The sequence below is a fragment of the Vibrio cyclitrophicus genome (assembly GCF_024347435.1).
Classification (GTDB): domain Bacteria; phylum Pseudomonadota; class Gammaproteobacteria; order Enterobacterales; family Vibrionaceae; genus Vibrio; species Vibrio cyclitrophicus.
In genome coordinates this window covers 958,408-971,208 of sequence record NZ_AP025481.1, presented here as the reverse complement: position 1 = coordinate 971,208, position 12,801 = coordinate 958,408, and the positions used below count along the sequence as shown (strand labels likewise).

Annotated in this window: 9 protein-coding genes; 3 read left to right on the top strand and 6 right to left on the bottom strand. The window is 42.4% G+C overall.

What is annotated here, in order from left to right; genetic code table 11:
* Positions 1-2: 2 nt before the first annotated feature.
* From OCW38_RS19290 to OCW38_RS19280, 3 genes are all read right to left on the bottom strand, one after another.
* Positions 3-1,133: an ISAs1 family transposase gene (locus tag OCW38_RS19290; protein WP_261875708.1), complete on the bottom strand. Its 1,131-nt coding sequence runs from the start codon at positions 1,131-1,133 to the stop codon at positions 3-5.
* Positions 1,134-1,388: 255 nt separating this feature from the next.
* Positions 1,389-1,733: a hypothetical protein gene (locus OCW38_RS19285; RefSeq protein WP_010430452.1), complete on the bottom strand. Its 345-nt coding sequence runs from the start codon at positions 1,731-1,733 to the stop codon at positions 1,389-1,391.
* A gap of 459 nt (positions 1,734-2,192) precedes the next feature.
* Positions 2,193-3,158 carry a hypothetical protein gene (locus OCW38_RS19280; protein ID WP_010430449.1) on the bottom strand — a complete coding sequence of 322 codons (966 nt, stop codon included), beginning with the start codon at positions 3,156-3,158 and terminating at the stop codon, positions 2,193-2,195.
* A gap of 153 nt (positions 3,159-3,311) precedes the next feature.
* Here OCW38_RS19280 and OCW38_RS19275 point away from each other — a divergent pair, with 153 nt between their 5' ends.
* The gene (locus tag OCW38_RS19275) at positions 3,312-3,776 is read left to right on the top strand and encodes an Lrp/AsnC family transcriptional regulator (protein WP_010430447.1); all 465 of its coding nucleotides are present in this window, start codon (positions 3,312-3,314) and stop codon (positions 3,774-3,776) included.
* 166 nt (positions 3,777-3,942) lie between these two features.
* Positions 3,943-5,505: a methyl-accepting chemotaxis protein gene (locus tag OCW38_RS19270; RefSeq protein ID WP_016768318.1), complete on the top strand. Its 1,563-nt coding sequence runs from the start codon at positions 3,943-3,945 to the stop codon at positions 5,503-5,505.
* A gap of 186 nt (positions 5,506-5,691) precedes the next feature.
* Here the strand turns inward: OCW38_RS19270 and tkt are convergent, their stop codons facing one another.
* Complete coding sequence (gene tkt / locus OCW38_RS19265) at positions 5,692-7,683, bottom strand: transketolase (RefSeq protein ID WP_010430445.1); 1,992 nt, start codon at positions 7,681-7,683, stop codon at positions 5,692-5,694.
* Between the two features lie 87 nt (positions 7,684-7,770).
* Positions 7,771-8,721, bottom strand: a complete 951-nt coding sequence (gene tal / locus OCW38_RS19260; RefSeq protein WP_010430444.1) for a transaldolase — start codon at positions 8,719-8,721, stop codon at positions 7,771-7,773.
* Between the two features lie 459 nt (positions 8,722-9,180).
* On the opposite strand from tal, the gene OCW38_RS19255 reads away from it, so the two are divergent.
* On the top strand, positions 9,181-10,185 hold the full coding sequence (locus tag OCW38_RS19255; protein ID WP_010430443.1) for a sugar-binding transcriptional regulator: 1,005 nt from the start codon (positions 9,181-9,183) through the stop codon (positions 10,183-10,185).
* Positions 10,186-10,432: 247 nt separating this feature from the next.
* Here OCW38_RS19255 and OCW38_RS19250 read toward each other — a convergent pair whose 3' ends face one another.
* Positions 10,433-12,736 carry a putative bifunctional diguanylate cyclase/phosphodiesterase gene (locus OCW38_RS19250; protein ID WP_010430441.1) on the bottom strand — a complete coding sequence of 768 codons (2,304 nt, stop codon included), beginning with the start codon at positions 12,734-12,736 and terminating at the stop codon, positions 10,433-10,435.
* Between the last annotated feature and the right edge of the window lie 65 nt (positions 12,737-12,801).

Below are 12,801 nucleotides of genomic sequence, written 5' to 3'. Positions count from 1 at the left end.
GATTACGAAGCCCCTTGTACTGCAAGGACTTGCGAAAGGTAGCTATTGCTACGGTTTGCTTTTTTCTGCTTTCTTTTGATCCCTGCTTTGAAGCTGGTTTCTTCCGTCAGCAGATTTAAAGCTATATGTCTTATAACTGCTAAATTCTCACCAGCTTGCTCTCGACGAATCCGACATTCATCTTCTTTAAAACCTACGTCTAATCGCCAGTGCATCTGATTTTCAATGCTCCAATGTGCTCGCGTGCTCTCGAGTAAAGCTTTAGCTGTCAGTTTTGCTGAGCTTATGTAGTGCTTGATTTGCATTGTTTCTGCTGGCTTATCACCTTCTTGACGAATTGAAACGACCATACCAATGGTGGAGAGTCCCGCCCAATCAAGCGCTATATCGCCTAAGAAATCTGTATTGTGAACAACCATACTCAAACGCGTTTCTGTACGACCATGTCCTTTCTCTTGAGTGACGTATTTATCACCTTCAAAACTATTAAGCATACTAGAATTAAAGACTTGGCTAATCGCTTGCTCCAATCGTTTTTGATTACCTTTTACCGCTAAGAGGTAATCTGCATCTTGGCCGACTATCTTTTCAGCTATATCCTTCTGGCATCCCATAGCATCAATCGTCACTAAGCAACCTCGTAAGGAAAGCATTTCAAGCAGTTCGGGGATCGCTTTGATTTCATTGCTTTTGTCTGCTGTTTTAACCTGCCCTAACACAACTTGATTTGCAGCACTAAACGCACTAACCATATGGATTGCACCACAACGCTTGTCTTTGTTGTATGTGCCTCTGAGAGTTTTGCCGTCGATAGCAATCACTTCACCCTCAGTCACCTCATGACAGTCTTTCATCCACGCAGTAAAACATCGTTGCAGTTGCTTGGCGGAAATAAGATTGATAACTCGGGCAATGGTATCGTGTACTGGTATGCCTTGTTTGAAATCACCATACTGTCTAAGCCATTCCAAGTTATCTTCACCAAAATCTTCAATATCCTCCCAACCTTCAGCACCAGCAATCACTGCTGCAATTGTTAAGAAGATAATGTCGGTTAGCGTGTGCTCTATTTTCCAAGCTTGGCGAGGGTCTCGAATAACTGAAATATGGTCCAAAAGGCTTAATCCGTTCATTAGGCTAAATATCTGCTGTTAAAAAACAGTATATGATCACACCTAAATCTGATCATCAAATCGATCTTGGATGTATTGAGATTATTGTGACTTCAGTATCTAATTAGTGAAAATATGACTACTAGTCATCCCTTATTCCATAAGGGTTTTTCATGATCTTGCCCTGAAGCATTGCTGAAGCCAACAATGTTTTTCTCATCATTTTCATTGTATTTCCTTTTTATATTTCCATGTCGATATCAGTATCAACTTGCCTTATTCGGATCTGTTGTCCGAGTTTGGCCTAATACACTCTTGTGGTGTTATATTTAACTGACGTGTGTTTGTGGTATGTTTCGTATTTTCTATCTCTTTTATACGTTCTATTTCTTTTGTATTAGTTGTCTCTTTTCTATTTTTTGAATCAAACGGAGTGCCCTTCACTTTTTTAGCGTTGAGATAAACACGCAAAGCTTCTTGATTGTCCTCATAGGTTAAGCCAGAGCAGATAACGCCTCGTCCAATCAATGATTTCAGCAAGAGTTCATCGTTCTCAATAGTGGAAGCCTGTGACAGTGAGCAATAAAGTAGAACTATTAAAGGCATTGTTTTGGAAGACATCGTGATAAGAGCCATTAGTTTTGATTATGTAACAAAATATATTTATAAAATTAACCAATCAAATGGTTAATTTTTACAAACAATTATTCGTTCCGATTTCAACATTAAGAGTTAATATCAAATAAGATGGGTTAATTATTCTTCTGTCAGTTATTTAATGAAAGTTAATGAATAAATAGGTGATAGTTTGGTTATTAGTACTATTCATTGAAATGAACGTTATTACTCTAGAAGGTAATAAATATGAGGTTTGTCATAATCACTGTTTAATTATTTTCGTGCATTTGGAAATCTAGAAGTGAATTAAATTATAAGAGATGAATGTAACTTTAGTCGTTAAATTATTTTTAGATGGAAAGCGTGCAACAACAGAGTTTTTTGGAATAAACGAATAAGTAGTAAAAAGAGCCGAGTTAGGCTCTTTCGTTTGTATTCTAGTTAGTCATTTGGTGACAATACCTATGATTGAGAGACATCGCGATAGAAGTACCGTTCACACACTTTGGGGTTAATGCGCTTGATGACATTTGAGATCAAAGCAACGACAAGCACTGAGAATACTAATCTTCCCCAAAATATGGTGTAGAAGTCAGCCCCAATGAGCAGGATCAACAACGTATCTTCAATCAAACTGTGGAGCAAGTTGAGCAGCATGAGCGCGGTGAACACGTCTCTAGCTGAGATATGTCCTTTCTTGGCTTCGTTGATCAATAAGCCACCGCCAAACGAAAGCCCAAGCGTGATTCCGATAATCGTTAGGTTGGTTGCGTCTTTGCTGATCCCTAACAGTCTTAAGAATGGTCTCAACATTACAGCCATCAGTTTTTCAATTCCGACAAGCTTTAAAATTTTGAGTAGCAGTAATAGTGCTGAGATTACCATGAAGATAACCGCAAAACTCTTAAGCTGATCCAAGGCCCAGGTGAGGTAACTTGTATCCGTTGATACTTCCGGTTGCCAAAGCACTGTCGCGGGGTAGTTGAGTAAGTCGCCATATTGATAGCTGAGATTCAATAACCATGCTAATACCAAACTGCCGCCGACTCTGACTGATAACGTCGCCAACCAACTGACGCCTGCTTTTTTGGCTATCGCACCTTCGATTGGCAGTGAATGGGCGAGGAGCATCATGCTGCCTAATACAGAAGCCTGAGCAACAGTGAGAGGAATATCTGAGTTAATGAGAATAATGAGCCCCGCATAGATGTTGGTGAGTATGGTGGTTGCCCATACCAATCCCATCTCTTTTGGTAAGCCGACGCTTTCCATTATTGGGCTAAGCCATTCGCTAAGAATCACGATGCCGCCGAGCTCTTCAATGACCTTTATCACGATGATAATTGGAATCATGATTCGGAAAAGAGTCGAGGTGACATCGATAATCTCTTTAAGGAGTTCTTTAAAAAATTGATAGGTTGATTTCATCGTTACGACCATAGTTCGATTGTTTAGTATGAAAAGATCTTACCGTGATTGATGTGATTAAAGTTTCTAAATTGAACTTTAAAGTTGCTATGGATTTTTTAATTATCGTAATATTAAAAATTATAAGTCAAAAAATTCTTGGTTTAAGAAATTATGGTAATTGATCGTATAGATAGGAATATTCTCGTTGAACTGCAGAAGAACAACCGAATTCCAAACCTCACATTGGCTGAACTGGTCGGATTGTCACCGCCTGCTTGCTTAAAGCGAGTGAAACGGCTGAGAGAAGAGGGCGTTATAGTTGGTGATGTGTCTATCATCAACCCAGAACTGACCGGCAGTAAGATGACTTTGGTTGTGTCCGTGGAAATGGAGCGTGACCGAGGGGACATTTACCAGATCTTTCGCCATTCTATTTCAAAGGCAGAAGAGGTCACGCAGTGTTATCAGATATCAGGCAGCTTTGACTTCATGTTGATTGTGACGGTCAAAGACATACAAGCCTATGAAGATTTTGTTGAGCGTGTATTGCGCAAAGATTTAAATATTCGTAAGTTTCACACGTCTGTTTCTATGAGAACGGTGAAATTCAGTACAGCTGTCAATTTAGATGAGTGATTTGGCTTTTTAAATTTGTAGGGTGAGTTCGAACTCTGTGAAGTATCTAGCTTAAATCTGTATAAATAGCAGGCATTTACGCAAAATGTGATATTCACATTTTGTCATAACTTTAATAATTGTATATATTCCTCGCCTAAAATAATAATTAACAAAAGTTAATATAATGACTGTCAGCTCATTTTCTCAATCACGTGAAACGCTTCTAAGCGAAAACGAACAACTCGTCTCAACTACCGATCTTAAAGGTGTGATTACTTACAGTAATGATGCTTTTTGTCGTATAGCAGAATATAGCCAACAAGAACTCCTAGGACAAAACCACAATGTTGTCAGGCATGGTGATATGCCCAAAGCTGCATTTGCCGATATGTGGATCAACCTAAAACAAGGTAAAGCGTGGCGTGGAATCGTAAAGAACAAAACGAAGTCCGGTGGCTTTTATTGGGTCGATGCTTATGTCACGCCAATTTACGATAATGGAAAGGTGAGTGGGTATCAGTCTGTTCGTGTTAAACCTAAGAATGAGTGGGTGCAGATTGCAGATAAGGCCTACCAAGGCTTATTGAAGGCTGAGAAGTCTGGCCGCCAATGGTCATTACAGATCAGCGATAGTGTTCGTTATGCCGTGTTATTGGGATCGTTGGCTGCGCCTCTCGTATCAAATCTAGTCGAAGTTGGGCAAATGTCGCAATGGTTTCTTAGTTTGCTTCCTGTTTCTGCATTGGCTCTGCTTTTCCGACAAGAACTCATTGATACACCGTTACAGTTAAAGAAGCTTCAGTCTAAGTTTGATAGTGTCAGTCGTCTTGTTTATTCAGGTAATAGTAAGTATTCAATCGCCGACTTCCATTTGAAGCTGTTGTCAGCGCGAATCAGAACGGTGTTAGGTCGTATGACGGATTCTGCGAAGCCATTGCAAGACTTAGCTGATAATCTCAATACGACTTCATTTGAAGTGTCAGAAGCGTTAGATCAACAAACGGAAGATATTTTACAAGTGCGTGAAGCAACTGAAGAAGTTGAAGTCACGGCGAATGAGGTCTCTTCTCGTACAGAAGAAGCGCATCAGATTGTTGATGTGACTTTGCAAACCTGTGCGGGTGCTAAAGAAAGCATTAATCAAACTCATCAAAATTTAGAAAGCTTAGCTTCACAGGCAGAGAAGGCCACCCAAACAACTTACCAACTGAGCGACCAAGCTCAAAGCGTCAGCAAGATAATGGAAGAGATAGGCGGAATCGCCGAGCAAACCAACTTGTTGGCACTGAACGCTGCGATCGAAGCGGCTAGAGCAGGCGAGCAAGGACGTGGTTTTGCGGTGGTTGCTGATGAAGTGCGTGCGTTATCGGGTCGCACTTCTAAGGCGACGGTTCAAATCAAAGAGAGCATTGATACCATGTTAGCGACGATTGAAGGTTGGCAGAAAGATATTTTGGCTAACCGAGAACAAACGGATGCGTGTGGCGATGTAGCAAAGGTAAGTGCAGAGCGCTTGTCAGAAGTTGAGAACCTAATGCAATCGATGAACGAGTTAATGCAGTCGGTTGAAAGTTCCGCACATAAGCAACGTCAGCTATCTAGTGACGTAAACCTTCATATGCAGTCTATCGCGTCAACCGCCGAGCAAAACCTAGTGGCGACACATTCAGTCAAAGATCATTCGAAAGAACTCAAAGAGCAAGTGAATGAATTCTATCAATTGGCGAAGCGTTTCGAAGAGAAATAGCGGTTAGATTTACGCCGAGTAAGAAATAAGAGAAAGCCTTGCGAAATTAGCAGGGCTTTTTTGTGAGCTAAAGGAACTGTTAACAATCAAAGACTAACAGGCAACTGATACAAAAAAGCCCCGCATTTTCATGCGGGGCTTTCTGTATGCATCAACCCATTTAAGGGTGAGACAATTTAATCAAGACTAAGCTAGAAGCTCTTTTGCTGTGTTTACTACGTTTTCAGTAGTGAAACCGAACATCTTGAATAGCTCGCCTGCTGGTGCAGATTCGCCGAACGTTGTCATACCGATGATCTTGCCACCGAAACCAACGTACTTGTACCAGAAGTCAGCGATGCCAGCTTCTACAGCGATACGTGCAGTTACGTCAGATGGAAGTACAGACTCGCGGTATTCAGCGTCTTGCTTGTCGAATGCGTCAGTTGCAGGCATAGAGACTACGCGTACTGCTTTACCTTCAGCTGTTAGTTGTGCTGCTGCTTCAACAGCAAGCTCAACTTCAGAACCAGTCGCGATCAGGATAAGCTCTGGTTTGCCTTCGCAATCTTTCAGGATGTAACCACCCTTAGCGATGTTTGCCACTTGCTCAGCGTCACGATCTTGCTGTGCAAGGTTTTGACGAGAGAAGATAAGTGCAGAAGGGCCATCTTTACGCTCAATTGCCAGTTTCCAAGCAACAGCAGACTCAACTTGGTCACATGGACGCCATGTGCTCATGTTTGGAGTCAGACGTAGAGAAGCGATTTGCTCAACCGGTTGGTGAGTAGGACCATCTTCGCCAAGACCGATAGAGTCATGAGTGTAAACTTGGATGTTCTGAGTTTTCATCAGAGCAGCCATACGCATTGCGTTACGCGCGTATTCCATAAACATTAGGAACGTTGCGCCGTAGGGTACGAAACCACCATGCAGAGCGATACCGTTCATGATAGCCGTCATACCGAATTCACGTACACCGTAGTGGATGTAGTTACCAGAGAAGTCATTTGCTTCAAGAGACTTAGAACCAGACCACATAGTCAGGTTAGAAGGCGCAAGGTCAGCAGAGCCGCCCATGAATTCAGGTAGCATAGCACCGAACGCTTCTAGAGCATTTTGAGATGCTTTACGTGATGCGATGTTTGCTGGGTTAGCTTGAAGATCGGCGATGATTGCTGATGCTTTCTCTTCCCATTCAGCAGGAAGGTCACCGTTTACGCGGCGTTTGAATTCAGCTGCCAACTCAGGGTATGCTGCTTCATAAGCTGCAAGTTTCTCGTTCCACGCTGCTTCCTTAGCTGCGCCTGCTTCTTTCGCATCCCACTCTGAGTAAACTTCCGACGGAATTTCAAAAGGACCGTGCTCCCAACCTAGTTGCTTACGAGTTGCTGCGATTTCATCAGCGCCTAATGGTGCACCGTGACAGTCGTGCGTACCTGCTTTGTTTGGAGAACCAAAGCCAATCACTGTTTTAGTACAGATTAGAGTTGGACGAGGGTCTGCTTTAGCTGCTTCGATAGCCGCGTTGATAGCGTCAGCATCGTGGCCATCAACGGCTGGGATTACGTGCCAGCCGTAAGCTTCGAAACGCTTAGGTGTATCGTCAGAGAACCAACCTTCAACTTCGCCATCGATAGAGATACCGTTGTCATCCCAGAAAGCAACCAACTTACCAAGACCTAGCGTACCTGCTAGAGAACATGCTTCGTGAGAGATACCTTCCATCAGACAGCCATCACCCATGAATGCATAAGTGTAGTGGTCTACGATGTCGTGGCCTTCTTTGTTGAACTGTGCCGCAAGTGCTTTCTCAGCCATCGCCATACCAACAGCGTTAGTGATGCCTTGACCTAGAGGGCCAGTAGTCGTCTCGATACCTGGTGCGTAGCCGTACTCTGGGTGACCTGGAGTCTTAGAGTGCAGTTGACGGAAGTTCTTAAGATCTTCAATTGAAAGCTCGTAACCTGCTAGGTGAAGCAGAGAGTAAATCAGCATTGAGCCGTGGCCGTTAGACAGGATAAAACGGTCGCGGTCAGCCCACTCTGGGTTTGCTGGGTTGTGGTTTAGGTGAGAGCGCCAAAGTACTTCAGCGATGTCAGCCATGCCCATAGGAGCGCCTGGGTGACCAGAGTTTGCTTGTTGTACGCCGTCCATGCTTAGAGCACGAATAGCGTTAGCTAGATGTTTGCGATTCATAAGAACTTCCGAATAAAAATTAAGAAAAACAAAATTGATAAAAGTAGGGGAACTGAACGTTCCCCTATTTGAATTTGGTAAGAGTGATTACAGCTTAGCTGCAATCATGTCTTCTAGTTTGCCTTGGTCAACTGCGAAGTTGCGGATGCCTTCAGCTAGCTTCTCAACAGCCATTGGGTCTTGGTTGTGATCCCATAGGAACTCAGCGTGAGTCATCGCTGCAGGGCGCTCTTTAGTACCGTTAGAGTCGATTAGCTTCTCTACTACTTCGCCTTCTGCTGCTTCTAGGTCTGCTAGAAGTTGAGGAGCGATCGTCAGACGATCACAGCCTGCAAGTTCAAGGATCTCGCCGATGTTACGGAAGCTTGCGCCCATAACAACAGTCTTGTAACCGTGGTCTTTGTAGTAGTTGTAGATGTCTGAAACAGAGATTACACCTGGATCTTCTGAAGCTTCGAAATCACGACCTTCTTTCGCTTTATACCAGTCCATGATGCGACCAACGAAAGGAGAGATTAGGAATACGCCAGCTTCAGCACAAGCACGAGCTTGAGCGAAAGAGAATAGAAGCGTTAGGTTACAGTTGATGCCTTCTTTCTCTAGGATTTCAGCAGCACGGATACCTTCCCAAGTAGAAGCTAGTTTGATAAGGATACGGTCGTTAGTGATGCCAGCGTCGTTGTACATTTTGATAAGTTGACGAGCTTTAGCAACGCTGCCTTCCATGTCGTAAGAAAGACGAGCATCTACTTCTGTAGAAATACGGCCAGGTACAACTTTAAGGATTTCTTTACCGATGTTTACGTTAAGCATGTCGCAAGTGTCTTGAACTTGCTGTGCTTTGTCATCGCTTTGCGCTTTAGCGTATTCGATAGAAGCATCGATTAGAGGTGCATACTCAGCAATTTGAGCAGCTTTAAGAATTAGAGATGGGTTAGTTGTCGCGTCTTCTGGTGTGTACTTACTGATAGCTTCGATATCGCCAGTGTCAGCTACAACAGTTGTTAGTTTACGAAGTTGCTCTAATTTATTGCTCATTTTGATCATCCTATGTATCGCATAACACCCCTTTAACGGGAGAGGTGCGGGCATTTGCAAGCTAACTAATGAAGCGCTCAATGGTTGTACCAGTGAGCCGAACTTACATTAATTTAAATTTTTCTCCGAACGAACATTTGCACAGAACATTTGATCGCTCGATGAGTAAATGATGTAGCCATATTTATCCGTTCTAGCCCCAAAGTCAACGGTAAATAGTGCTGTATGGTGACTTTAGTCAAATATATTTCGCTCTAGTAATCATGGGGACTATAAGCAAACGTTTAACAGCTAATATGGCGTTAATTTGTCACCGTTAAAAACCTGGTTAACACCCTGAACAAATGTTCCTTGTTGTTACATATGCTCGGGGTGTAAACTTGTGTATCACATGCTTAAGCATCGAACATTAGTCCTCCAAGCAGGTAAAATAATTGTTAAATATTGGTTGAGTGGTATATGAGTAAGAATATCCAAGATGTTTCCGAAGAAAACACTGATCTCCTCACTGAAGTCGCGGTCGCTTATTATCAAGATGGCGCGACTCAGGAAGAGATTTCCAAAAAGTTCTCTATTTCTCGTGCAAAGGTTGGTCGAATGCTCAAACAAGCCAGAGATGAAGGTATTGTTGAGATAACCGTGAAATATCACCCAGTATTCAGTGCCAAGATAGAACAGCGTTTGATTGAACGTTTTGGTGTGAAGCGTGCTCTGGTTGCGTTAGACCAGCCGAATGAAGAACAACAACGTCTTCAAGTAGCAGGCTTGGTGTCTAATTATCTTACCAGCACATTGAAAAATGGCATGGTGGTGACGGTTGGCCAAGGCCGAAACGTATCGTCGGTTGCTCACCATACTGGTGTTATCACGCCACGTGACTGTAAGTTTGTATGTGGCATCGGCGGTATTCACCCGAGAGGTGGTATGTTTAACGCCGACCATATATGCAGACAGTTGGCTAAGAAGTACGGCGGTTCATCAGAAACCTTATACGCCCCCGCTTATGCAGAGAATAAAGCACAAAAAACCGCGTTTATGGAGAACAGCACCGTTAAGCAAACACTCGATCTAGCTCGTAAAGCCGATGTCGCATTAGTGGGTATTGGTGATATGAGTGAAAACAGCTATATGGTCGATTTAGGTTGGTTTACACCTGGTGAAGTCGTTCAATCGAGGTTGTTACAAGGTGTCGTCGGTGACTTTGCGGGTTACGACTTTTTCGATGTACACGGCAAAGCTGCCAATACAGTAATGAGTGACCGTGTGATTGGTTTGGCCTTGGAAGAATTTCGCCCAATTGCTGAAGTTATTGCTATTGCAGCTGAGAACAGTAAACCTCTCGCTCTATTAGGCGCACTAAGAACTGGTGTGGTAGATGTGATTGCAACTAGTGTAAGTAATGCTTTAACGGTACTTAACTTGGATGAGCAAATGAAGCATGTTGAACTGATTGATAAAAACTAAAGAGAAGACAAAGGAGATATACTTTATTGTCCTATCCCTTGTTGTTCTTACGAATGCTCTGCTCCAGTCAAAATGGATATTTTACCTAAGCGACATTTATTCAGGAGAATGGATAATATGTTTCTTCTTGCTCGTCATGGTTCAAATCAGTAGTGATTGTACTCACTTAACTCAGTGTACAAAACTGTTGGTGTTGATCAGATTTTAGTATCAGTAATATGCGACTATTTATACCAAATAATCAAAACTAAGATAGAGACACGGTTAGATCCGTTTCCTCAGTTAGAGTGGTGGCTAAAAACTGACATAGTTGATCGTAAGGAATAGGTCGTGAGAAGTAATAGCCTTGCATTAAATCACACCCACACGCCTTTAGAATAGAGAAGTGTTCGTTGGACTCTACGCCTTCTGCCAATACCACCATGCCAAAGTTTTTGCCTATCGCAATGATGTTTTGTACCATCGTGAGCGACTGTTGGTCTATAGCGATGTTCTCAATGAAACTCTTATCAATTTTAAGCTCATTAATAGGGAGAACTTTCAGCATACTTAATGAGGAGTAGCCGGTACCGAAGTCATCGAGAGATATTTTTATATCCTTCTCTTTCAAGGCTTGGAAAATAGGTTTCACTAAGGTTACGTCCTCAATGAATAGGCTTTCGGTAATCTCTAATGTTAGGCAATGAGCAGAAAATTGATATTTTTCTAACGTAGCGAGTAAGTGTTCAGAGAACGACTTATGAGAAAACTGGCGAACCGATATATTAATCGACAATCCAATGTTTTGTTCAGTCGTTCTATGTAGATGAGCGATTTGCATGACGCTCGATTCAATGATGAAAGCGCCCAATTTTTGCATTAAGCCAGTACTTTCAGCTATGGGTACAAAGACATCGGGCGGAACAAATCCAAGCTCGTCATCAATCCAACGCACCAGTGCTTCAACGCCATGAATGCTCTTATCGGTGCGGACCAGTGGTTGAAAAACCATAAATAGAGTTTGTTTTTCGATAGCAATGCGTAGTCTTTGTTCCACTCGCATTTTGTAGATATGGGCATCTTGCATTTCTGTCGTAAAAATACTGTATGAGTTTTGCTGTTGTTTTGCTTTGTACATTGAAATGTCGGCAGAACGGAGCAAGCTATCTAAATCTTTCCCGTGTTCAGGGAAACGAGCGATACCAATGCTACAGCCTAACAAAAACTGCGAATTTTCAACTTCATAAGGTTGAGATAGCACATCAATAATTCTTTCTGCGAGCCGTTTAATCTCGGGTTCGTTGGTTAATGGCGTTAAGAACAAAAACTCATCACTGGATTCCCGTACCACTAAGCTCAAGCGTGAGCGGAATCTCATTAAACGCAATGCAATCTGTTTGAGTACTTTGTCACCGAAATCGTGTCCGTGAGTATCGTTAACGCATTTAAAATTATCGATGTCGATAAATAGTAGAGAGAATTGCTCTGACTCATTTTTTACCCAATTATGAATGTTTCTTCGCATGTATAAGCGATTGGGTAGGGACGTTAATGGGTCGTGATTAGCTTGGTAAATGAGTTGGCTTCGGGTTCGTTGCTCGTTCTTGGCGATTGATTTAACCAAAAAGTAGAAACCTAGCTGCAGAAAGATAAAGATAATGAGAAGAATACCGAACTCATTGATAAAGATGTTATCGACATAAGAGAGCTCAGTACGACCAACGACCCAAAGTTTGTAATCTGGGATGTATTTAGCGCTTAACAAAGCGTGGTACTTCTCGTCACTGATGACAAAAGAATAGGTGTTTTTTCCTGTTGCAGCGTCTTTGATGCTTATGCCAATTTGCTCATTAAAACTCTTAGAGATGCGTTTCATTACATCCTGCCCAACGGGATCTGAGTAGGCATCGAGTGATTCGATATCGCTGGAAAAAAACTGTCGGTAGTTGTCGAGTCGAAGTAACGTTAATGTGTTGTAGCTACCGGCGTGCGCATTGTTTTCAAAAACTATTGTGCTGTCCAAACGTAAGCCAGCAGTCATAACCGCAGCAATATTTTTGCCATCGATTGAAATAGACTTCCTCATTGGGATAATGAGGCTGTTTAAAGATTCTTGAAAGTAAGTACGACCCAACACCATTTTCTCGCTCGCCATAGCGTCCAAAAATGAAGATCTTGTTTCTTTGTACTGGAGCAGATTTTTCTGGTCAGATAGTTGAAGATTTGAGCTAATTGAAAGGTAATCACCTTGAGTATTGAGTAAGCCAAATGCAGCAATAGCAGGGTGTGTATCAAGTAATTTATCTAGAATAGGTCGAATTTGAATCGAAGCCGTCCGTGTAAAGTCAGACTGCTGGGCTAACTGGTGCCCAACTACTTCCAATAAGGCTTCTTGACTGGTTAATAGTGAGCTGACAGAGCTTGAAAATAGCTCAACTTGAATATGCTGCTGCTCTGTGAAGTCATTTCTGTTTGACTGCCATTTAGTGACGCCCAGCCCAGCGAAAAGCATCAGGGTAAGCAGTACGATCAGAGCGTACAGCGACCAGATGTTTTTCTTAAATAGAGCCATAGGGTGCCTTTTGTTAGTTACTTCTTTTAACTGATTGCAAGTGACAAACTATTAGGTTGTCAGCG

Bases quoted from the DNA above. Each gene is read 5' to 3' on its own strand.
- OCW38_RS19290 (WP_261875708.1), bottom strand. From the start codon at position 1,133: ATGAACGGATTAAGCCTTTTGGACCATATTTCAGTTATTCGAGACCCT.
- OCW38_RS19285 (WP_010430452.1), bottom strand. From the start codon at position 1,733: ATGTCTTCCAAAACAATGCCTTTAATAGTTCTACTTTATTGCTCACTG.
- OCW38_RS19280 (WP_010430449.1), bottom strand. From the start codon at position 3,158: ATGAAATCAACCTATCAATTTTTTAAAGAACTCCTTAAAGAGATTATC.
- OCW38_RS19275 (WP_010430447.1), top strand. From the start codon at position 3,312: ATGGTAATTGATCGTATAGATAGGAATATTCTCGTTGAACTGCAGAAG.
- OCW38_RS19270 (WP_016768318.1), top strand. From the start codon at position 3,943: ATGACTGTCAGCTCATTTTCTCAATCACGTGAAACGCTTCTAAGCGAA.
- tkt (WP_010430445.1), bottom strand. From the start codon at position 7,683: ATGAATCGCAAACATCTAGCTAACGCTATTCGTGCTCTAAGCATGGAC.
- tal (WP_010430444.1), bottom strand. From the start codon at position 8,721: ATGAGCAATAAATTAGAGCAACTTCGTAAACTAACAACTGTTGTAGCT.
- OCW38_RS19255 (WP_010430443.1), top strand. From the start codon at position 9,181: ATGAGTAAGAATATCCAAGATGTTTCCGAAGAAAACACTGATCTCCTC.
- OCW38_RS19250 (WP_010430441.1), bottom strand. From the start codon at position 12,736: ATGGCTCTATTTAAGAAAAACATCTGGTCGCTGTACGCTCTGATCGTA.